General features: G+C 71.9%; 21 protein-coding genes. 9 read left to right on the forward strand and 12 right to left on the reverse strand.

The features are described 5' to 3' along the window. Window positions 1-10: 10 nt before the first annotated feature. Together ABZ808_RS01825 and ABZ808_RS01830 are read right to left on the reverse strand one after the other, a co-directional pair. Window positions 11-1,060: a zinc-dependent alcohol dehydrogenase family protein gene (locus ABZ808_RS01825; RefSeq protein ID WP_356999500.1), complete on the reverse strand. Its 1,050-nt coding sequence runs from the start codon at window positions 1,058-1,060 to the stop codon at window positions 11-13. A gap of 88 nt (window positions 1,061-1,148) precedes the next feature. Then, entirely contained in the window at window positions 1,149-3,503 is a 2,355-nt protein-coding gene (locus ABZ808_RS01830; RefSeq protein ID WP_356999502.1) for an AbfB domain-containing protein, read from the reverse strand. 261 nt (window positions 3,504-3,764) lie between these two features. Here ABZ808_RS01830 and ABZ808_RS01835 point away from each other — a divergent pair, with 261 nt between their 5' ends. Next, window positions 3,765-4,781 (forward strand): LacI family DNA-binding transcriptional regulator, encoded by a 1,017-nt coding sequence (locus ABZ808_RS01835; RefSeq protein WP_356999505.1) that lies wholly within the window; start codon window positions 3,765-3,767, stop codon window positions 4,779-4,781. 47 nt (window positions 4,782-4,828) lie between these two features. Here the strand turns inward: ABZ808_RS01835 and ABZ808_RS01840 are convergent, their stop codons facing one another. Genes ABZ808_RS01840 through ABZ808_RS01865 form a run of 6 tightly spaced genes read right to left on the reverse strand, consistent with a single transcriptional unit; the run spans window position 4,829 to window position 9,692 of the window. Beyond that, a complete protein-coding gene (locus tag ABZ808_RS01840; protein WP_356999507.1) occupies window positions 4,829-5,137 on the reverse strand; it encodes a DUF2470 domain-containing protein in 309 nt (102 codons plus the stop codon). Beyond that, on the reverse strand, window positions 5,134-5,817 hold the full coding sequence (locus tag ABZ808_RS01845) for a biliverdin-producing heme oxygenase (RefSeq protein WP_356999510.1): 684 nt from the start codon (window positions 5,815-5,817) through the stop codon (window positions 5,134-5,136). Before ABZ808_RS01845 ends, ABZ808_RS01840 begins: the two co-directional genes overlap by 4 nt. Then, a complete protein-coding gene (locus ABZ808_RS01850; RefSeq protein WP_356999512.1) occupies window positions 5,814-6,737 on the reverse strand; it encodes a heme ABC transporter ATP-binding protein in 924 nt (307 codons plus the stop codon). Before ABZ808_RS01850 ends, ABZ808_RS01845 begins: the two co-directional genes overlap by 4 nt. Beyond that, window positions 6,734-7,828 carry an iron ABC transporter permease gene (locus ABZ808_RS01855; protein ID WP_356999515.1) on the reverse strand — a complete coding sequence of 365 codons (1,095 nt, stop codon included), beginning with the start codon at window positions 7,826-7,828 and terminating at the stop codon, window positions 6,734-6,736. Before ABZ808_RS01855 ends, ABZ808_RS01850 begins: the two co-directional genes overlap by 4 nt. Next, on the reverse strand, window positions 7,825-8,844 hold the full coding sequence (locus ABZ808_RS01860) for an ABC transporter substrate-binding protein (protein ID WP_356999517.1): 1,020 nt from the start codon (window positions 8,842-8,844) through the stop codon (window positions 7,825-7,827). Before ABZ808_RS01860 ends, ABZ808_RS01855 begins: the two co-directional genes overlap by 4 nt. Continuing rightward, window positions 8,841-9,692 (reverse strand): hypothetical protein, encoded by an 852-nt coding sequence (locus ABZ808_RS01865; RefSeq protein WP_356999519.1) that lies wholly within the window; start codon window positions 9,690-9,692, stop codon window positions 8,841-8,843. The genes ABZ808_RS01860 and ABZ808_RS01865 overlap by 4 nt, the downstream gene beginning before the upstream one ends. 182 nt (window positions 9,693-9,874) lie before the next feature. Here ABZ808_RS01865 and ABZ808_RS01870 point away from each other — a divergent pair, with 182 nt between their 5' ends. The 3 genes from ABZ808_RS01870 (at window position 9,875) to ABZ808_RS01880 (ending at window position 12,791) form a co-directional block, all read left to right on the forward strand. Next, the gene (locus tag ABZ808_RS01870) at window positions 9,875-11,368 is read left to right on the forward strand and encodes an HtaA domain-containing protein (protein ID WP_356999522.1); all 1,494 of its coding nucleotides are present in this window, start codon (window positions 9,875-9,877) and stop codon (window positions 11,366-11,368) included. Window positions 11,369-11,454: 86 nt separating this feature from the next. Beyond that, window positions 11,455-12,567, forward strand: a complete 1,113-nt coding sequence (locus tag ABZ808_RS01875; RefSeq protein WP_356999525.1) for a DUF916 domain-containing protein — start codon at window positions 11,455-11,457, stop codon at window positions 12,565-12,567. Beyond that, a complete protein-coding gene (locus ABZ808_RS01880) occupies window positions 12,564-12,791 on the forward strand; it encodes a hypothetical protein (RefSeq protein WP_356999527.1) in 228 nt (75 codons plus the stop codon). Before ABZ808_RS01875 ends, ABZ808_RS01880 begins: the two co-directional genes overlap by 4 nt. Here the strand turns inward: ABZ808_RS01880 and ABZ808_RS01885 are convergent. Further along, on the reverse strand, window positions 12,778-13,761 hold the full coding sequence (locus tag ABZ808_RS01885) for an NAD(P)-dependent alcohol dehydrogenase (RefSeq protein ID WP_356999531.1): 984 nt from the start codon (window positions 13,759-13,761) through the stop codon (window positions 12,778-12,780). The genes ABZ808_RS01880 and ABZ808_RS01885 overlap by 14 nt on opposite strands. A 117-nt stretch (window positions 13,762-13,878) precedes the next feature. Here ABZ808_RS01885 and ABZ808_RS01890 point away from each other — a divergent pair, with 117 nt between their 5' ends. After that, complete coding sequence (locus tag ABZ808_RS01890; RefSeq protein ID WP_356999534.1) at window positions 13,879-14,592, forward strand: TetR/AcrR family transcriptional regulator C-terminal domain-containing protein; 714 nt, start codon at window positions 13,879-13,881, stop codon at window positions 14,590-14,592. A gap of 128 nt (window positions 14,593-14,720) precedes the next feature. On the opposite strand, the gene ABZ808_RS01895 is transcribed toward ABZ808_RS01890, so the two are convergent. Together ABZ808_RS01895 and ABZ808_RS01900 are read right to left on the reverse strand one after the other, a co-directional pair. Continuing rightward, a complete protein-coding gene (locus tag ABZ808_RS01895) occupies window positions 14,721-15,407 on the reverse strand; it encodes an NAD(P)-binding domain-containing protein (RefSeq protein WP_356999536.1) in 687 nt (228 codons plus the stop codon). A gap of 29 nt (window positions 15,408-15,436) precedes the next feature. Next, the gene (locus tag ABZ808_RS01900) at window positions 15,437-16,468 is read right to left on the reverse strand and encodes an LLM class flavin-dependent oxidoreductase (RefSeq protein ID WP_356999539.1); all 1,032 of its coding nucleotides are present in this window, start codon (window positions 16,466-16,468) and stop codon (window positions 15,437-15,439) included. 71 nt (window positions 16,469-16,539) lie between these two features. On the opposite strand from ABZ808_RS01900, the gene ABZ808_RS01905 reads away from it, so the two are divergent. Together ABZ808_RS01905 and ABZ808_RS01910 are read left to right on the forward strand one after the other, a co-directional pair. Continuing rightward, window positions 16,540-17,070 (forward strand): MarR family transcriptional regulator, encoded by a 531-nt coding sequence (locus ABZ808_RS01905; protein ID WP_356999541.1) that lies wholly within the window; start codon window positions 16,540-16,542, stop codon window positions 17,068-17,070. 174 nt (window positions 17,071-17,244) lie between these two features. After that, window positions 17,245-17,838 carry a VOC family protein gene (locus tag ABZ808_RS01910; protein WP_356999543.1) on the forward strand — a complete coding sequence of 198 codons (594 nt, stop codon included), beginning with the start codon at window positions 17,245-17,247 and terminating at the stop codon, window positions 17,836-17,838. Between the two features lie 9 nt (window positions 17,839-17,847). Here ABZ808_RS01910 and ABZ808_RS01915 read toward each other — a convergent pair whose 3' ends face one another. Further along, window positions 17,848-19,425, reverse strand: coding sequence for a DUF6194 family protein (locus tag ABZ808_RS01915; RefSeq protein ID WP_356999546.1), 1,578 nt, complete (start codon window positions 19,423-19,425; stop codon window positions 17,848-17,850). 54 nt (window positions 19,426-19,479) lie between these two features. On the opposite strand from ABZ808_RS01915, the gene ABZ808_RS01920 reads away from it, so the two are divergent. Further along, window positions 19,480-20,211, forward strand: a complete 732-nt coding sequence (locus tag ABZ808_RS01920) for a TioE family transcriptional regulator (RefSeq protein ID WP_356999548.1) — start codon at window positions 19,480-19,482, stop codon at window positions 20,209-20,211. A gap of 117 nt (window positions 20,212-20,328) precedes the next feature. Continuing rightward, complete coding sequence (locus ABZ808_RS01925) at window positions 20,329-21,054, forward strand: YoaK family protein (protein ID WP_356999550.1); 726 nt, start codon at window positions 20,329-20,331, stop codon at window positions 21,052-21,054. Window positions 21,055-21,142 lie beyond the last annotated feature (88 nt).

Raw genomic sequence — 21,142 nt, forward strand, 5'->3', positions numbered from 1 at the left:
CGTGACCCGCTCACCGCGGGCGGATGAGACACATTCCGCCCGTGGTGGGCTGGTCCATCGTGGCCAACGCGTCGGGCACGTCGTCGAGGCCGATGGTGCGGGTGATCAGGTCGGCCGGGCGCAGCACGCCGGCGGTGACCAGCCCCAGAAGCTCCGGGTAGGCGTGTGCGGCCATGCCGTGGCTGCCGCGCAGCTCCAACTCGTACGCGATCACGAACTCCATCGGCAGCGCCGGACGACCCTGGGCGGGGGGAAGCAGCCCGACCTGGATGTGGCGTCCCCTGCGCCGCAGGCTCTCGATCGAGGCGGTGCAGGTGGCGTGACTGCCCAGGGCGTCGAGGGACAGGTGCGCTCCGCCACCGGTCACGTCCCGAACGGCGGCGGCCACCGCGCCGGGGCCGGTGAGAGCGCCGCCGTCGAGGCAGACCGTGGCCCCGAAGCTCCGGGCCAGGTCGAGTGCGCCCGGTGCGATGTCGACCGCCACCACCCGCGCACCGCAGGCCGCGGCGATCATCACCGCGGACAGTCCCACACCGCCGCAGCCGTGCACCGCCACCCACTCACCCGCGGCCACCCGCCCCTGCTGCACCACCGCGCGGAACGCCGTGGCGAACCGGCAGCCGAGCGCCGCGGCGGCCGGGTAGCCCAGCTCGTCGGGGAGCCGGACCAGGTTGACGTCGGCGTCGTGCAGCGCCACGTACCCGGCGAACGACCCCCAGTGGGTGAAGCCGGGCTGCGTCTGCCGCTCGCAGACCTGCTGGTCGCCGGCGAGGCAGGCCGGGCACCGCCCACACGCGCACACGAAGGGCGCGGTGACCCGGTCGCCGGGCCGCCAGCCGCGTACGTCGGCGCCGACCGCCGTGACGACACCGGCGAACTCGTGACCGGGGACGTGGGGTGGGCGGATGTCGGGATCGTGTCCCTGCCATCCGTGCCAGTCGCTGCGGCACAGGCCGGTCGCCTCGACCTGGATGACGGCGCCTCCGGGCGGCGGCACCGGGTCCGGGACGTCGCGGACCTCGGGGCGGGCTCCGAACTCGTCGAAGATCACGGCACGCATGGCCCGTATCCTCACACGTTCGCTGGGCTGCCGGTTCAGCTGCCCGCCGGGGCCGGCCAGGTGTGGCCGACCCCGGCGGACACGCCGGTCAGGGCGCCCAGGGCGTGGTGATGTTCCAGGTGCTGTCGGCCGCCCACAGCGCTGGTGTGTTGTACGCGTCGCCGCCGGTGCCGTTGCTGAGCCAGACCTCCGAGTTGTAATGCCGCAGGAACTTGCCGCGGAAGTTGTACGACTCCAGCGACACGCCGCTGCCGGTCAGACCGACCCGGGCGCACCAGGTGGCGTCGGCACGCAGCAGCGCGGTCCCGTCGTTCGGCGAGTTGCGGACCCGGGACTCCTGGTGCCGCAGGTACTGCCCGGGGAAGTTGACCGACTCGAACGAGTAGCAGTTGGTGTCGGCCAGGCCGGGCCGGACGGTGTACGTGGCGTCGTTCTTGAGCAGGGCCGAGCTGCCCGCCTCGACCACCTCGGTGTACGCGAGGCTGTTCTGGTGGCGCAGGTACCTGTTCGTGTAGCCGGGCGTGGTCACCTGCAACGACCGGCGGGTGTTGACCGGCAGGGCGACGGGTGCGGAGCTGCCGATCGACTTCGAGGCGTTGATGAGGGCGGTGTTGGCGGCGCGGACCCGGGCCTGATCCATCTTGACCACCTGCCGGTCGTAGGTGAGGAAGCCGTTCAGCTCCCCCTCCTGATCGGTGATCTCGGTGTAGACGGAGACGCTCAGTCCCTTGCCGAGCATCAGGTTCTGGGTGCCCTGCACCAGCCCCACGTAGCGATCGGTGAGCGCCGCCGACGTGGGTTGCCACTCGTAGGCGAAGAACTGGCCGTTGGGGCTGTATTCGTGGCCGGGCGTGTGCAGGCCCAGACCGCCGAACTCGCCGAGCACGGCGATCCGGCTGGCCGACGGCGAGGGGGAGTCCGGGCCCAGGTAGACGTGCCAGTCGTCGATGTCGCCGTTGCCGGGGTTGCCGAGCGACTGGCAGCAGTTGTAGCCACTGTGGGTGTTGACCAGCCGGGTGGGATCCTGGTTCTTGATGTTCTGCCCGACCCGCCGGGTGTCGGCCAGGTTCCGCTCACCCCAACCCTCGTTGTACGTCGTGTAGGCGACGACCGCCGGGGAGCTGCGATGCTCGTCGACGATCTCCCGCGCCTCGGTCTCGAACTGCGCCTGCTGGGCGTCGTTGGCGTCGACGTCCTGTGCGGTCATCGACGGGATGTCCTGCCAGACGAGCAGGCCGAGGCGGTCGGCATGGTAGAACCAGCGCTGCGGCTCGACCTTGATGTGTTTGCGGACCATGTTGAAGCCGAGGTCCTTGTGCTTCTGCAGGTCGAAGGCGAGCGCCGCGTCGGTGGGTGCGGTGTACAACCCGTCCGGCCAGAAGCCCTGGTCGAGGGTGCCCACCTGGAACACGAACTGACCGTTGAGCTTGGGGCGCAGCACCCCGTTCACCAGGCCCGTGGTGATCTCGCGCATGCCGAAGTAGTGCGTGGTGCGGTCCACCGTCGCGCCGCCGGCGTTGCGCAGCGTGACCCGCAGGTTGTAGAGGAACGGGTCGTCGGGTGACCAGCGGCGCGCGTTGGGCACCGGCACACTGAACTCGGTGAAGCCGCCGGTGGCCGAGCCGACCACGGTGCTGCCGTTCAGCGCCTCGGCGAGCACGCTGTGACCGCTGACGTCGCCCCGGGTGAAGACCCGTACGCGCAGGGTGTTGTTGGCGAGGTTCGGGTAGACGTCCACGCTGCTGATCGACGCGGCCGGCACGGGCTCCATCCACACCGTCTGCCAGATGCCGGAGCTGGGCGTGTAGAAGATCCCGCTGGGTGTCTTGGTCTGCTTGCCGATCGCCGGGAGACTGCCGTTCTGCCGGGTGTCGGTGGGGTCCCACACCTTGACGACGATCTCGTTCGAGCCGGCACGCAGTTGCGGGGTCACGTCGAAGGTGAAGGCGTCATAGCCGCCGGTGTGCGCCCCGACGCGTACGCCGTTGACCCAGACGGTGCTCTGCCAGTCGACCGCGCCGAAGTGCAGCAGCGTCCGTCGGCCCGACCAGTTCGGCGGGACGGTGACCGTACGCCGGTAGAAGAGGTAGTTGCGGTTGTCGTTGGCGGCCCGCTGGATCCCGGAGAGGGCGCTCTCCACCGGGAACGGCACGTTCACCCGTTCGGGCAGGTTGGTGCCGAACTGTGGGGCGTCGTCGGTGGCGGACTGGCGCAGTTGCCACTCACCGTTGAGGTTGAGCCAGTCCGGTCGGGTCATCTGCGGTCGCGGGTACTCCGGCAGCGGTGTGCCGACCAGCGCCTGACTGGTCCAGGGAGTGGTCAGCGGCGGGGTCTTGGCCGGGGCGGCCTGTGCCTCCCGGGTGGGCGCGGCGAGTACGCCGGCGACCAGGGTGAGGATGAGTAGCAGGGGCAGGGCGGGGCGGATGGGGACTCGACGTGTCATGCCGTCTCCGGGGGACGAGTCGCCGCGGGCGGTGCAGCTGGCCCGAAGCGCGCGGGCGGTGGGCATCCGGTGGTCGCTGGGCAGGGGCGGAGGACGTCGGCGGGGGGTTCCATCAACGACGATCGGCAACACTATTGACATCCGCCGTATCTATATAACGTTATAGATGAGCGGCGGACGTTCGGTCAATGTCTGTCGATGCATACTCGGGTGGTCCGCGCCGACCGCCACCCTCGGGTGGTCTCCGGAAAGGGTGGGTCGATGGGCGTCAGCCTGAAGGACATCGCCGAGCGCGCGGGTGTCTCGCTGGCCACGGTCTCCAATGTGGTCAACGGATACCGACCGGTGGGGGAGCGGACCCGCCAGCGCGTGCAGCAGGCGGTCGACGAACTCGGCTACAGCCCCAACCTCAGCGCCCGGCACCTACGCCGGGGGCGTACCGGGTTGATCGCCCTGGCCATTCCGGAGCTGACCAACCCCTACTTCGCCGAGCTTGCCGAGATCGCCATCCGGGAGGCGGCCGGGCTCGGCTACACCCTGGTGATGGAGAACACCGCCGCCGACCGCGATGCGGAACAGTTGCTCCTCGACGGCTCCCGGCGCCAGATCATCGACGGTCTGATTCTCAGCCCGGTACGTGTCGGCCGCGCCGAGGTGCTCGACCGCAGGGCCGGCACGCCCCTGGTGCTCATCGGCGAGGGCGTCTACGACACGCCGTACGACCACATCGCCATCGACAACGTGGCCGCGAGCCACGCGGCGATCCGGCACCTGGTGGCGATCGGCCGCCGCCGGATAGCGTTCATCGGCGCGCCGCCCGGCGACGAGCGACAGTCGGCGCAGTTGCGCCTCCGTGGCTACCGGGAGGCCCTGGCCACGGCCGGCCTGCCGTTCAGCCCCCAGTTGGTCGCCCGCACCGACGGGTTCGACCGGATGGAGGGCAGGCGCGCCATGCGGGACCTCCTCGCCCTCGACGAGCCACCGGACGCGGTGTTCGGCTACAACGACCTGATCGCGATAGGCGCGCTGCGTGCCCTCACCGAGGCCGGCCGCCGGGTGCCCGAGGATGTCGCGGTGGTCGGCATCGACGACATCGAGGAGGGGCGGTTCGGCGCGCCGACCCTCACCACCATCGCGCCGGACAAGGAGGCGATCGGCCGGCTGGCGGTGCGGCGCCTCGTCGCCCGGATCGAGAGCACGCCGGCGGCCGGCCCGCTCACGGTGCAGACGCCGTTCCAGCTGATCCGCCGGGAGAGCACCGCCGCGCGGGCCGGCTGAACCGGCCCGCGCGAGCCACTACACCGGCCCGCAGACGCGCGGCGCTGTCAGCCGGCGGGGCGGGGTTCGATGCCGAACTGTTCGCAGGCCTCCCGGTACATCCGGACCACCTCGCGGCGGATCTCGGCACGTTCGGTGAGCCGGTGGGCGAACGGGACCCGGACCGCCACATCGAGGCCGTCCACCGTGGCCACGAAGTCCATCCCGTCGGCGTCCAGACCGGTCGTCCGGGCCTGGGTGGCCGTCGGGCAGCCGCCGAGAGAGCGGCAGATCAGCAGGGTGTCCGCGGCGTGGTCGTCGTTCATGTGCCGGCTGACGGCAGCGACCACGTCCGGGCCGAACGGCTGCCCGCTCATGCCACGGCCGCCGTGGCATCGGTGCCGCCACCGGCCGGCACGTGTCCGGCCAGCGCGGCGAAGACGTCGGTGTTGTACTGGTATGCCACGAGTACCTCCTCCAGCAGCGCGTTCGCCGTCGCCTCGTCGAGTGGCAGCGCGTCCAACCGGGCCCGGTAGGCGTCCTTGTACACCTTGGGGCGCGGGATGTCGTCGAAGCGGTAGAAGGCCACCCCCGCTCCGTCGTCGAGACCGTAGTGTCGGGCCACCGACCGGCCGATGTGCAAGCCGCCGGAGAGGTCGCCCAGGTAACGGGTGTAGTGGTGGGCGATGAAGCGCTCCGGCGAGTCCGCGCAGACCTCCCGGATCCGCTCTACGTACGCAACGGTGGCCGGAGTCCGTACGGTCCGGTCGGCCCAGTCGGGGCCGACCAGGTGCGCCAGATCCGCTTCGAGGGCGGGGAGCCGGATCAGCGCGGCGTCGACGAAGGGCCCGGCCAGCGGGTCATCGTGCAACCGGTCACCGGCGGCTTCCAACGCGGCGTAGATGGCGTGGTGCTGCACCACCAGGTCGGCGTATCCGGCCAGGTCGAGCTCTCCGGCCAGCAGGGCGGAGACGTACCGCTGGGACTCCGCGGTCTCGTGGGCTCCCGCGGTGGCGGCCCGGACGCGGGCCGAGAACGGGGTCGTGGTGTCACTCATGTCTTCTCCGAAGTCGCGGTAAGGCCGGTCGATGGCGTCGTTGACGGGTGCGCGGCGGGGTGGTGGCGGAGGGGTACGACCAGCGGCAGTTGGTTGCGCGGGTGCGGGACGACCTCGATGTCGTGCCGGTACACCTCGCTGAGCAGCGCGGCGGTGAGCACCTCGGCGGGTGGGCCGACGGCGCGGACCCGGCCGTCGCCGAGCAGGGTGATCACATCGGCGTACGCCCCGGCCAGAGCCAGGTCGTGCAGCACGACGACGACGGCGTCCCCGTCTGCGGCGCGATCCCGGGCGATCCGCATGACCAACTCCTGATGGTGCAGGTCGAGCGCGGCGGTCGGCTCGTCGAGCAGGAGGACCGCGGCGCGCTGGGCCAGCACCCGGGCCAGCGCGGCGCGGGCCTGCTCCCCACCGGAGAGCGACGGGAACTGCCGGGAGGCGAGGCGGGCGACGTCGCACAGGCTCATGGCCTCGGCGACGATGGCGTCGTCCTGCTCCTCCTCGGGCAGACCGGCCCACGGCGCCCGTCCCATCCGGACCGTCTCCTCGACGGTGAAGGGGAAGCTCAGTGTGCTGCGCTGGGTCAACACCGCCCGGCGCATGGCCAGCTCCGCCGGCGACCACTCCCGCAGCGCGCGGCCGTCCACCTCGATGGTGCCGGTGGCCGGCAGATCGCCGCTGATCGCGGCCAGCAGGGTGGACTTGCCGGCGCCGTTCGGGCCGACCAGGGCGTGCACCTCGCCGGCGCGTACCCGCAGGTCGACCTGGTCCAGCACGGGCCGGCCGGCGCGCTGCACCCGCAGTCCGGCGACGTCGATGCGTACGTCCGGGGTGTGGGTCGGCGCGTGCGGCGGGGCGACCCGCCGTCGCCGGCCGAACAGCCGGAAACGTTCGGCGCCCATCCGTTCGGTCCGGCTCATCCCCAACCTCCGGAGCGTTCCCGGGTGCGCCGCAGCAGCCAGAAGAACGCCGGCCCGCCGACCACCGCCGTGAGCACGCCGAGCGGAAGTTCCTGGTGCTCGACGATGGTACGGGCGAAGAGGTCGGCGAGGACCACCACGATCGCGCCGCCGAGCGCGCTGGCCGGCAGCAGCACCCGGTGGCCCGGCCCGGCGACCATCCGCACCAGGTGCGGGACGACCAGGCCGACGAAGCTGATGATGCCGGTGAAGGCGACCGCGGCGGCCCCGAGCAGCGCGGTGACCACGATCATGCGGATCCGCAGCCGCTCCACGTCGACGCCGAGGTGCCGGGCCGAGCGCTCGCCGAGCGCGAGCAGGTCGAGCCGGCGGGCGTCGACGAGAGCGACGGCCAGACCGAGTGCCAGGCACGGCGCGGCCAGATAGACCGCCGACCAGTTGGCCTGGGCCAGGCTGCCGAGGTTCCAGAAGGCGATGGACTGTACGCCGGACTCGTCGGCGACGAACATGAGCAGCCCGATGGCCGCCCCGGCGACCGCGTTGACCGCGACGCCGGTGAGCACCAGGGTCACCACCTCGGTCCGGCCGTTGGACCGGGCCAGCAGGTAGACCAGGTACGTGGTGACGAGCCCACCGGCGAACGCGGCCGCCGGCACGGTCCAGGCGCCGAGGACGGTGACCCCGGCGGCGATGGCCAGCGCGGCGCCGACCGCGGCTCCGGCGGAGACGCCGATGACACCTGGCTCGGCCAGTGGGTTGCCGAAGACGCCCTGCATGATGGCCCCGGCAGAGCCGAGCGCGGCGCCGACCACGGCGGCGAGCACCACCCGGGGAAAGCGGACGATCCAGAGCGCGTTCTCGCCCTGCGGGGCGGCCGGCAGGCTGCCGACGTCCAGACCGAGCCGGTGCAGAATCGAGCCGAGCACCTCGGCCGGGGAGATCTGGACCTGCCCGCGACCCGCCGCGACCAGGGCGACCACCAGCAGGGCGAGCGCGAGCCCGGCGACCAGCAGCCGGCCACGCCGGGGGTGCTTCCCGGCGGGGCGTCCGGGGCCCGGCCGTGCGACGGGACGTGTGTCCACATCGGTCATGACGCCGCTCCGCACGCGTGTACGGCGCGGGCCAGGGCCTGGACGGCCTGCCCGGAACGGGTGCCGAAGGTGAGCAGGACGCCGTCGTCCATGTCGACGATCCGACGGGCGGCACCAGCGGGGGTCTGCGCGACGCCGGGGAGTTTCAGCAACCCGTCGACACCGCCGACGGATGCCAGCCCACCGCTCATCACCAGGATCACGTCCGGGGCGGCGTTGATCAGACCTTCGCTGGTCAGCGGACGGAACTTCGACAGCCCGATCGCGCTGCCGGCGTCCTCGCCGCCCGCTGCCTCGATCATGGCGTCGGAGCCGGCGCCCTCGCCGCCGATCAGGTAGACACCGGCGGTGCCGCGCAGGTAGAGGAAGGCGACCCGGGGTGCCGTGTTCCGGGGTACGCCGCGCTTCGCCTCGGCGATCTCGCCTTCGACCCGGCTGACGAGCTGGTCGCCGGCCTCGACGACGCCGAGAGCGGCGGCGACCGCGCGGACGTGTGCACCCACCCCGGCGAGCGTCTGCTCGGCGTCGACCAGCACGACCGGGATCCCGGAGGCGCGGAACTGCTTCAGCGCCTCCGGTGGGCCGATGCTGTCGTCGGCGATGATCACGCTCGGGTTCAGGTCGAGCACCGCCTCGGCGGAGAGGTCGTGCCCGGCTGGGGTGACCACGGGCAGGTGCGCGGCGGCGGGGAAGGTGGTGGCGGTGTCCCGGCCGATGACGTTGCCGCCGAGGCCGAGACTGAACACGATCTCGGCGATCGAGCCGTACAGGTTCACCGGCAGGATCCGGTCGGCGTTGGTGACCGTGGTGCGGACGCCGTCGGCGGAGGTGATGGTCACCGGCAGGGCGGGAACCGGTGTCGGGGTGAGCGGTGTGACGTCGGACTGGCCGACGGTGGCGGTGACCGGACCGCAGGTGGTGGCCGACGGGGCGGCGACGGTCTGCTCGGCGCAGCCGAACGCGGTGCCGGCGAGCAGGACGAGCAGGGCGGAGAGGACGGCGGTGCGGCGGTTCACTGGGCCAGCTTCCGTCGCCGGCGGCGCAGTCCGATCAGGAGCGTCACGAGCACGAGGATCGCGCCGAGCGCGACCGGCCACCAGCGGCCGACGTCGACGTTCGATGCCGCGCTGACCCGGGTGACCTCGGCCTGCGCGGACGCGGTGCCGCCGGTCGGGGCGGTGCCGCCCGCGTCGACCGGTGCGCCGCCGGTCGCACCGCCGCCAGCGGTGGTCCCGGCGGCCGACGGGAGCGCCGCGGTCGACGGCCCGGCGGCAACCGTGCCGGCGCTGCCCGGCTGGGCCGCACCGGCGGCGGTGCCACTGCCGGTCGTCGGTGGTGCCGCGCTGCTGCGGCTCGGCGCGGGCGCGGCGGCGAAGGTCACCGGCACCCGTACGTCCTGGGATCGGTCGGCGGGTCGGGTGTGGTCGGTGCGGGTGGCGACCACGCACCGGCGAACCGTGCAGTCGACGTCGCCGATCGTCGGGGTGATCTTCACGGTGACCCGGAACGAGCCACCCGAGCCGTACGGGGTGGCCAGGTCACCCGCGTAGCTGGGCGGGTTGTTCGAGATCCAGTGCGAGGCGCCGAGGCTGCCGCTGGTGTCGGCTCCGCCGCCGCAGGGTGTCGGTGTCTGGCCGGCGCCGTTGTCGACGCAGTATCCGACGTAGATGCCCTTGGTGGTGTCGTACCCACTGCCGGTGACGGTGACGCTCGTCCCGGCTCGGCTCACCCCGGTGCTCGGCGTGGCGGTGAGGGTCTGACCTCCGGGGCCGCGGGCGGTGCCGGCGTATGCCGGAAGCGCACCGACGACGACACTCACCGTAATCAAGGCGGCGGGCAGAGCGGCGCGACGCAGTGCTCGCATCGGACTCCTCACAAGATGGATCGCCAGAGAATTGGCTAAGGTTTGGCTAACCTAAGTTAGAAACACGCAGGTCACAAGGGGTTCTTCGGATGAAGATCTTTTAGCCGAACGAGTGAGGGTGTACTTAGTTAGGTTTGCCTAACCTTTGCGGGTCCGCAGTGCGTTCCGTGAAGGGAAACAACATGGTCCGATCCAGAGCCGGTACCGCCTGGCGCCGGTCGATGCTGTGGGCGGCAATCGTCGCCCTCGGCGCGTCGGCCGCCCTCGTAGGGGCCGGCCCCGCCTCGGCGGCCGAGGCCGAGATCACCGGAGGCAGCCTGAACTGGGGTTTCAAGTCGTCGTTCCGCAGCTACGTGAAGACCGGCAACGGGAATCCGCCGCTCGCGGCGAGTGACGGCGCCACCATCAAGGCCGACGGGACCTTCACCTTCCCGTCGACGGGTGGCACCCACGACCCCGCCACCGGGGCGATCACCGCCGAGTACGGCGGGAAGGTCGTCTTCTCCTACCCGGCGCACTTCTTCACCATCACCCTGGCCAACCCGACGGTCTCCGTCTCCGGCGGCTCCGCCGAGTTGAAGGCCGACGTGGAACTGGTCACCAACGAGGTCGAGCCGGTCTCGGTCCACCAGGCCACCATCGCCACCATCGCCGGCAACCCCGCCAGCAGTGGCGGTACGGTGACCGGCACCAACCTGGCGGCCACGCTGACCGCCGCGGGTGCCAGCGCCTTCAACGGCTTCTACGCCGCCGGCGAGGCGCTCGACCCGCTGTCGTTCACCTTCACCACGGGCGATGCCGAACCGGCCGGCCCGGCGGTCACCGTCACCCCGCCCGGCGGGCTCGACCCGAACGGGTCGACCATCACCGTGCGGGGCAGCGGCTTCGACCCGGAGGCCAACGGCGCGGCCGGCTTCTACGTCTCCTTCGGACCGAAGGTCGCCGAGCACTGGGCCAACGCGGGAATCCTGCAGACCACCAAGTGGGTGAACAAGACCAACGAGCCGACCGACGCCCGGGACCGGCTCAACGCCGACGGCACCTTCAACACCACCCTGTCGGTCAGCGCGGCCTACACCGCCCGTACCGGTGAGGAGGTCGACTGCATCGCCGTGCAGTGCTACGTGATCACCTTCGCCGCCCGCGGCTCGGCCGACCGCAGCCAGGACACCTTCACCCCGGTCACCTTCGCCGGCGGTGGTTCGGGCGGCGCGAACGCCAGTCAGCGGATCACCGCCACCGTCACCGGCGGCCCGCTGACCCTCGGTGTGGCCGGTGACACGGTCGCCCTGCCCGCGGTGAGCAACGGCCAGGTCGCCAGCGGGGCGCTGCACGCCGCCACGGTGGCGGACCTGCGCGGCACCAACGCCGGCTGGAGCCTGGTCGGTCAGGTCTCCGACTTCACCTCGGCCGGCGGCAGCATCGCCGCCGACAACCTGGGCTGGGTGCCGAGCGCCAGCGTGGTCGCCGACCCCCTGGGTGGTACGCCCGGTGTGGTCACCCCGGGTGCGACCGCCGCACCCGGTGCCGGCCTGGGTGGGGCGCGTGCGCTCTGCACCTCGCCCACCGGCACGAGCAACGGCACCTTCAACTGCGGTGCCCAGCTCAACCTGGGGATCCCGGCGTCGGCCACGGCCGGCGACTACGCCGCGACCCTCACCCTGACCCTCTCCTAGGTCAGCGTCGGTAGCCGGTGGGGCGGGAACTCCCCGTCCCGCCCCACCGGCCCGACCGCACCTGGTAACACCCCGGAGCCGCACCCATGCCTCGCACCACCGCCCTGTCCCGGACCTGCGCCGCGCTCGTCGCCGTGCTGGCCGCGACGGTCCCGGCCTCGCTGGCCGTCGCCGCACCGAGCCCCACCCCTGCTCCGGCCGCCGGCAACTCGGTCGCGCGGTGGGCGGTACAGCCGTCCAGCCCCGACGGGCCCACCGGACGCAACTACTTCATCTACGACCTGACACCCGGCAGCACGCTCACCGACCATCTCGGCGTCACCAACCTGAGCGATCGGCCGCTCACCTTCGACGTGTACGGCACCGACGCCCACACTACGACCGACGGCGCGTTCGCCCTGCTCCCCGCCGACCAGGCCGCCGTGGACGTGGGCTCCTGGATGCGCCTGGAGCAGCGTCGCTGGACGGTGCCGCCCGGCAAGCGGGCCGACATCCCGTTCCGGCTGACCGTGCCGAGGAACGCCTCCCCGGGCGACCACGCCGGTGGGATGATCGCCTCCCTGTGGCAGGCCGGCACCACCGCCGACGGTCAGCGGGTCCGGATGGACCAGCGGCTCGCGGCCCGGGTCTACCTCCGGGTGACAGGGGACGTGCGACCCGCCGTCGCCGTCGAGTCGGTCAGGGTGGCGTACGACAATCCGGTCAACCCGCTCGGCGGCGGCGACCTGACGGTCAGCTACCTGCTGCGCAACACCGGCAATGTTCGGGTCGGCGGAACGGGCTCGGTCATCGTCGACGGGCCCTTCGGCTGGGAACTCGCCCGGACCGCCCCCGTGGACCTACCGGAGTTGCTGCCCGGCGCCACCTTCGCGGTGACCGAACGGATCACCGGGGTTCCGCCGACACTGCGCTTGTCCGCCACTGTGGACCTCGCCCCGACCACCACCGACACCGCGCTACCTCCGGTGCTCCGCACGGCGGGCGTCTGGGCACCCCCGTGGCTGCTCATCGCCCTGCTCGCCACGGCGGTCGGCTGGTTCGGCGTACGGCGCTGGCGTCGCCGCTCCGCCACCCGCCCGGCGACCACGACCACCGCATCGGCTTCCGCGAGCAGGTCACCGACCGCTGCCGAGCCGACCGCTGCCGAGCCGCGCGGTGGCGACCCGCGCGGTGCTGAGCCGCTCAGCGGCACGTCGTGAAGCGGCTTGCACTGCTCGTCCTCTCTGTCGTCGCCGTCCTGCTGTCGTCCACCGGGTCGGCCCTCGGCACCGACCGGGCACCTGACGTTCAGCCCCGCGTGGCGCTGCCCGAGGGGACCCACCGGGTGGGAGACCGGGTGCTGGTGGCGCTCGACGGTTGGCCGGCCGGCGTGGTCCAGATTCTGCTGTTCGCCGGCGCCGGTCGGCGTGTCAGACGGAGATGACCACTTTCGCCCGGGCGTGTTCCCCTTCGAGGTACCGGATGGCGTCGGGCACCTCGTGGAGCGGATAGGTCCGGTCGACGATCGGCGTGAGGCGGCCGGCCTCGGCGTGGGCGCGCAGCGATTCGAGGTGCTGCCGGCTGGGGGCCGCGGTGAGGGTGACGATGCGCTGCCGGACGAACGGCGCCAGCAGCCGTCCGCGAGCGAGGAGCCAGACCGGTCCGACGAGGCTTCTGCCGTGGTAGACCCCGCCGCCGGAGAGCACCAGCGTCCCGGTCGGGGTGAGCGCCTGCCGGAGCGCGGTGAGTGAGCGGTTGCCGACCAGGTCGAACACGACGTCGTGTCGGCGTGCGTCGTGGGTGAAGTCGTCGCGCGTGTAGTCGACGATGTGGTCGGCGCCGAGAGCGCGGACCAGGTCGACGTTGCGGGTGCTGCACACCCCGGTCACGGTCGCGCCGAGCGCCTTGGCCAGTTGCACGGCGAGGGTGCCGACACCGCCGGAGGCGCCGTTGACGAGGACACGGTGCCCTGGCTGGACCTGCCCGACATCGCACAGTCCCATGAGCGCGGTGACGCCGGCCAGCGGCAGCGCGGCGGCTTGCTGCGGCGTCAGGTTCGCCGGGGTCGGTGCGACCAGGTTCGCGGGCACGCACACGTACTCGGCGAAGGCGCCGTTGGCGTCGCCGAGATCGCCGAAGACGGCGTCGCCCGGGCGGACCTGTCGAACGTCGGCGCCGACCGCCTCGACGCGGCCGGCGAAGTCGCGGCCACGGATTCGCGCGCGGGGCCGTGACCCGCCCATGGCCAACCGCGCCATCCGTGGCTCACCCCGCATGATGTGCCAGTCGTACGCGTTGAGCGCGGCGGCCTCGACCCGCACGAGTACCTCGTCGGCGGCGGGCACCGGTGTGTCGACGTCCGCGAGTTGGAGCGTCTCCGGCGGGCCGTAGCGGTCCTGGACGATCGCCTTCATCTTCGCCTCCCTCTCAGGTGTACGGCGTACACCTCCTGTGTCGACCAGCGTAGGTGTACGCCGTACACCAGTCAATGCGGTTATGGTTTCTACCGCCGCCGGAAGACGAGGATCGAGATGGCTGAGCAGGTGGAGATGCTGCGCCGGACGCCGCTGAGCAGGGATCGGATCCTGCGCGCCGCCGTCGCGCTCGCCGACGAGGCCGGGATCGAGTCCTTGAGCATGCGCAACCTCGCCAAGGACCTCGGGGTCGTGCCGATGGCCCTCTACAAGCACGTGGCCAACAAGGACGAGTTGCTCGACGGCATGATCGACGTGGTTGTCGCCGAGATCGACCCGCCGGCACCCGGTGACTGGAAGCACGTGGTGCGCGGACGCATCCTCTCCGCACGGCGGGCGCTGCTGCGCCACCCCTGGGCGCCGCTCGCGATCGATACGCGGAACATGGCGACGCCGGCCGTCCTCGCCTACCTCGACTCGATGGTCGGGACGCTCCGGGCCGGGGGGTTCTCCGCCGATCTGACCCACCACGTGATGCACGCGATGGGCAGCCGGATCCTGGGCTTCAGCCAGGAGTTGTTCGGCGACTCCCGGCGCGCCGGCCGGTCCGGCACGACCAACGCGGAGCCGCCAGCGCCCCTGCCGCCGGAGGTCGCGCTCCGGTTCCCGTACCTCGCGGAGATCGCCACGGCGGCGTCGCACGACGACGCCTCGGTCGTGGGGCAGGGCTGCGACGACCAGTTCGAGTTCGAGTTCGCGCTGGACCTGCTGCTGGACGGCATCGAGCGGCTGCAACGGCAGGGCTGGACCTCCGCGCACCCACCCCGCTGAGCAAACGCCGCCGCCTGGCGAGATCGTGCTCGAACGCGGAAGTAGTGGCATCCCCAGCACGCGGAGGCCACTACTTCCTGGATCGAGCACGACCATGAAGGGCCGGCGGGCGCCTCGTGTCGCAGCGGTCAGCGGGCCCGCGCAGCGGCGATGACCCGTCCGCGCTCCGACTCGGGGAAGCGGTCGAGCATGGCACGCACCTCGTCCGCGCTCACGTTGGCGCCGAACAACTCGCTACCCGGTTCGAGTCGTACGCCCTCGGCGAGGCCACCGGCGACGACCGGGTCGAAGCCCAGCGCGTCCACGAGGGAGGCGACCGCGGTGAGGTCGGCGGCGTCGTCGCCGGCGATGGCGATGGCCTTGCGGTCGGCCGCTCCCGCCGGCCGCGCCCCCTCCTCGAGATCGTGGTAGCCCATGTGGTTGAACGCCTTGACGACCCGCGCGCCGGGCAGGAACGCCCGCACGGTCTCACTGGACGACGTGCCCGGGTCGGTGAGGTCGTCGCGGATGCCGTCGACCTCCCACCAGTAGTTCATGGCGTCGATCACGAGCTTGCCGCGCAGCGCCTCGGCGGGAACGGTGCGGTACCTGCCCAGCGGCAGGGCGAGGATGACCACGTCGGCGACGGCCGCCGCGTCGACCGCTGTGGTGGCGACCGCCCCGGGCGTCAGCACCTCGACGGTGAGGGCGATCTTCGCCGGATCGCCGGAGCCGGCGATGAGCACCCGGTAGCCGGCGGCGAGGGCGAGCCTGCCGAGCACGGTGCCCACCTTGCCGGCACCGAGCACGGCGAGGGTCTGGCCGTTGTCGAGCATGTCTTCCCTCCGGGTACGCGCGGGACCGGTCAGCTGGCCAGCATGTCGCGGACCATGGGGATCACCGTCGAGCCGTACAGCTCGACCGCTCGCATCCGGGCACTGACCGGCTGCGCTCCCGCCGTGTAGATGAGATCGAACCGGCCGACGCCGAGGCCGCGGATCGCGTCGGCCATCCGGCGGGCCACGGTCTGCGGCGAGCCGATGTAGAGGGATCCGTGCTCCACCTCGGCGTCGAACTCGGCACGGCGGATCGGCGCCCAGCCCCGCAGCGCACCGATCCGGTCCCGCATGATCCGGTAGTGCGGCCAGTAGATCTCCTTGGCCTCCTCGTCGGTGTCGGCGATGAAGCCCGGCGAGTGCATCCCGACCGGGTGCGCGGTCGTGCCGAGCTGGTCGGCCGCCCTGCGGTACAGGTCGATGTAGGGCGCGAAGCGCTCGGGTGAGCCGCCGATGATGGCGAGCATCAGCGGGAGACCGTAGCGGGCGGTACGCACGACCGACTGCGGTGAGCCGCCCACGCCGACCCAGGTGTTCAGGTGGCCCGATTCCGTCTTCGGGAAGACGTCGGCGTTGTCCAGCGCGGCACGCAGGGTGCCGTTCCAGGTGACCGGCTTCTCGTCCAGGAGCTTCACGAACAGCTCGATCTTCTCCTCGAACAGCGTGTCGTAGTCGCGCAGGTCGTAGCCGAAGAGGGGAAAGGACTCGGTGAACGAGCCACGACCGAGGATGACCTCGGCCCGGCCGTGCGACAGCGCGTCCACCGTGGCGAAGCGCTGGAACACCCGGACCGGGTCGTCCGAGCTCAGCACTGTCACCCCGGACGCCAGCCGGATCCGCGACGTACGGGTGGCGATCCCCGCCAGCACCGTTTCCGGCGTCGACACCGAGTACTCCGGCCGGTGGTGCTCGCCCAGGGCGATGACGTCGACGCCGAGCCCGTCGGCGAGCACCGCCTCGTCGACGACCTGCCGGATCGCGGCGGCGTGCGAGAGGGGCATGCCGGCGTCGTCCTGCGGTACGTCGCCGAAGGTGTCGAGCCCGAACTCGAGGTCAGACATGGTGTGCTCCTTTGCGGTCGAACCAGCCGTGAAGGCGTCTCGCCGGTTGACGTGTCAATGATGCTAACGTGGTGATTGACACGTCAATTCCGGGGGAGCAGATGACGGAGGCCACACCCGAGCGGCGGCGACGCCAACTGCCGACGGCGGAGGAACTACGGATCTGGCGAGACTTCATCGAGACGACGGGGGCACTCAATTCCCAGCTCACGTCACGCCTCCAGGTCGAGTCCTCGCTGTCACCGGGGGACTACGCCGTCCTGCTCGCGCTCAGCGAGGCACCGGACCAGCAGATGCGCTCCTCCGAACTCGCGTCGCACATCGGGTGGGAGCGCAGCCGGCTCTCCCACCACCTCGGCCGGATGGAGCGGCGCGGGCTCATCCGCCGCCAGGAGTGCCCGACCGTCCCCCGAGGGGCGGAGGTGCTCCTCACGCCGAGCGGAGCGGAGGCTTTCCGGCGGGCGACCGTTCCGCACCTGCGCGCCATCCGTGAACTCTTCGTCGACGCTCTCACGCCGGATCAGCTCCGCGCGGCCGGCGAGATAGCCGCGGCACTTCGCGCGCATCTCGATCAGCGAGGTCGCGGCCTCACTGAACGATAGGCAGGAACACCCGGCCCCGAGGGCGGGCTCCGGAAATTCCCCGGCCCGACCGGATCGCCGACCGTGCTCGGCCCGCCGCCGCGAATGCATGCGCCGCGGCGCGACGGGTACGCCGCTACTCGATCCAGGGAGGCTGCGATGTGCCCGAAGGCTGCCCAGGCCGACGTGAGTCGGATGTCGAGCGTCGAGAGCCTCGACACGAAGCTTGAGGTGATCGCCGTACCGGTGTCGGACGTCGACCGCGCGAAGGCGTTCTACGAGCGCCTCGGGTGGAGGCTCGACCAGACACCGCCCGGCGTGGTCCAGTTCACCCCGCACGGCAGTGGATGCTCGGTGCAGTTCGGCCCGAGCCTCACGTCGGCCACGCCCGGTTCGTCCACGGCGTACCTGATCGTGTCCGACCTTGAGGCGGCCCGCGACGCCCTGGTCGGCGTCGGCGTCGAGGTGGGCGACGTCTTCCATGTCGGGCCGGACGGCCCGGTCGCCGGGCTGGATCCCGAGCGGCGCAGCTACTTCTCGCGCGCCACGCTCCGCGACCCGGACGGCAACACCTGGCTGATGCAGGAGATCACGACCAGGCTGCCCGGCCGCGTCGAGGGCGGCCTGACGTCGTTCGGCTCGGCGAGTGACCTGGCGAGCGCGCTCCGGCGCGCAGCGGACGCTCACGGCGAGCACGAGAAGCGCACCGGCGCGAGGGATGACAACTGGCCCGACTGGTACGCGGCGTACATGGTGAGCGAGCAGTCGGGAGCCAAGCCGCCGGAGTGAGCCGTGCCGTCACCGCACCCTGCGCGAGGCGCGCTCGTGCCGGTCGACAGCTCGGGCGTGGGCCACCGTGAGCAGCCGGTCGATCTCGGGCAACATCTGCGGGCCGGGCATGACGATGCTGCCGAAGCCGTGCAGCGCGTAGCCGGGGTGCGGCACGACGGTGTCCAGCCTCGCGAAGTCGAAGCTGTCGCGATGGGCCTCGAAGTCCTTGGGCGCGAAGCCGAACAACCTTTCGAACTCGACTCGGCCCAGATCCAGGTTGAGCCGGAAGACGCCGGGCCGGTCGAGCTGGGAGCTCTCGTCGAAGCCGGGTACGTCGTGCTCGACGATGGTCGCGAACGGCTGGCGGCGGTCCGGGCCGACGTAGAAGAAGCGGTCACCCCAGGCGCCCTCCGGTGCCCCGCTCTCGGCGCTCGCCACGAGCTGCTCGGCGCCGGGCAACGCGAGAATCCGATCGGCGAGCGCCGCCGGGTCGATGCCGGTCGGAATGTGCAGCACCCCGTCCGCGTGCGCGATCGTGGCCTCGTCGAGCGGGAAGTACCGGTAGTCGTGCGACCTCTTCTCGGCCGGCTCCACGTCGGCGGCGCGGACGTACCGGGGAAGGTGTGTCAGGCGCTGGAGCGTGCCCTCGTACGTCGAGGCGGCGGGCGCGTCGATGCCGAGCGCGGGGCTCGCGCCCAGGCTGCCGACAAGCACCGCGTACCGGTCACCGAGCAGCGCGCCGACGATCGCGCCGGCACCGAACCACGGCTGATCGGTTCCGGCCACGGTCATCGTGCTCGGATTGCGCTGGAGGTGCCGGTTGTGCGCGAAGGCCAACGTCGGTCCACGGTGCGCCTCGGCCGCGCGGATCGCGAGCAGGTTCTCGGCCATCAGCGCGTCCCGGACCTGGGCCAGTCGGGCGAAGCGTTCCTCCCGCGCGAGCGGTGCGGCGGCCTCGGCGTGGTAGCGCAGCAGGGCGACCGCGCTGGTCGCCGCCACGTTCGCCGCCGGCCAACCCTCGGGTCGCCGGGGTGCCCGCAGGTACATCTCGGTCAGCAGGTCGTCGGCGATCACCCGCAGCCGCTGGGCGTCGGCGGAGCGTCCGACCGACCGGCCCGGCTCCCAGATCGCGGCCGGGTCGCTCCATCGGGCGTCGTCACCGATCAGGCCGTCGATCTCGGCGAAGCGGCCCGAGCCGAGATAGTCGCAGACCTGGGCGAGGTGACGCCGCGGGCTCGGCGCGTGATCCATCTCCAGCGGGGCGTCGAAGCCGTGGAACGTCAGGCGCTCGGCCGCCGGCCGCCCGCTGTTCCACTCGCGCATCCACAGCAGCAGGTCACGGTTGGCCGGTGCGGAGCCGAGCCCGTGGCTGAAGCCCTCGGTGAGCGCGCGGTCGAGCGTCACGCCGATGTCGCCCTGGACGAACGCGTCGGCGATCAGCCCCGCCGCCCGGTCGCTCTCCACCGCGATCGACCGGTAGCCACTCTCGGTCAGTTGCGCGAAGGCCTCGTTGCGGATCTGGAGGAAGGCGGATTCGCCGTGCGTCGGCTCGCCGAGCGCGAGCAGGGCCGGCGGTATGGCAAGTAGGTCGAGTGGGAACGTCATTCCATCAACCGTATCGTTGAACCACCGTTTGAGACTTCCGAGCGATTGAGCGCGATGACACCCACAAAACCTTCAAACCCGGGGGTACGTCGGCCAGTCGACCTCGCGCGGGCGCACGGCCTCTCCGCGCAGGCCGTGCGCAACTACGAGCGAGACGGGGTCCTGCCGCCGGCGCAGCGCAGCCCGAGCGGCTACCGCCGGTTCACCGAGGCGCACGCCTTGGCGCTGGGCGCCTACCTCGCGCTCATCCCCGGCCACGGTTACGCGGCCGGTGGCGAGATCATGCGCGCGGTCAACCGGGGCGAGATCGACACGGCGTTGCGGGTCATCGACCGCGGCCACGCCCTGCTGCAACGTGACCGGGAGACTCTGGACGCGGTGGAGGCGGCGGTCCCGCTCCTCGTCGGGATCGAGCGTGAGCCGCAGGGCCGCAATGTCGTGCCGATCAGCGCGCTGGCGCACCGGCTCGGCGTACGACCGGCGACCCTGCGCAAGTGGGAGCGCGCCGGCCTGCTCCAGCCGGCGCGCGACTCGGCGACCCGCCACCGCCTCTACTCGCCGGACGACGTCCGTGACGCCGAACTCGCCCACCTGCTGCGCCGCGGCGGGTACCGGCTCGACCACATCGCCGGCGTCCTGGGTCAGGTGCGCGACGCCGGCGGCGCGGAACCGCTCGCCGCGTCACTGCGCCAGTGGCGGCACCGGCTCACCGTGCGCGGCCAGGCCATGCTCAACGGCGCGGCCCGGCTCTCCGAGTACCTCGACAGCGGCGCCGGCACCGGGTGACCGGGTGGGGTCCGAACCGGGCGAAAACCTCCTCTTCGCTCTATATGCTGCATCGAGTATCGGGAGGTCGATAATCACGAGACGGACCGCCGCAAGCCCCGCAACAGTGGAGATCCGATGGCCAGCACTGGATCCGGGCAGCCAGCGCGCCCTCCGAGTCAGCTCGACCCGCAGGACGCCTACCGCGAGTTCCGCTATCCGATCCTGGCCCTGGCGGTGACCACGGCTATCGCCGGCCTCGTCGACGCCTTCGCGTTCCTGCGTTACGGCGTCTTCGTCGCCAACCAGTCCGGCAACGCGATCTTCCTCGGCATCGGTCCGGCCGGGCGGCACCCGGCCTGGCCGGCCGCGTTGACCTCACTGGTGGCGTTCGGCGCCGGTGCGGGGGTGGTGGCGCGACTGCGAGCGATGGGCCCTCCCCGTAGGTCGGCGACCCGCGGTCTCGCCGCCACCGTGATCGCCGTGGCGGTCTGGTCGGCGGTCAACGTCCTCCTCGAGTACGGCCGCACCAGCCCGCAGTCCCGGGCGGTGCTGGCTGCCTTCGGCGGCTTGGCCATGGGCTCCCTGGCGACGCTGTTCGTGCGTACCGCCGGGGTCGCCACCACCATCACGTACCAGTCGGGCACCGTCGCGAAGACCGGGGAGCGGATCGTCGGCTGGATCGCTGGTCCGGGCAACAAACGGTCGCAGGCCCGGAAAGGCTCACTGCTCGGGCTGCTGACCCTCGCCACGTACGTGGTCGGGGGTGCGCTCGGCACGTTGGCGCAGCAGTGGCCCCTCTGGGTGCCGGTCTGGGCGACGCTCGTCCTGGCGGCAATGGCGCCCGCGCTCCGTCGTTCCTGAGCTGGAGGCCCGGTCGGGGGACGTTCTGCCGATTCTGGCCGGGCGGGGCCGCCCCTGCCGTAGCCTCGGTGGCCGGTGATCTCATCCA

Source organism: Micromonospora sp. NPDC047527 (genome assembly GCF_040643015.1).
In the GTDB taxonomy this organism is placed as follows: Bacteria; Actinomycetota; Actinomycetes; order Mycobacteriales; family Micromonosporaceae; genus Micromonospora.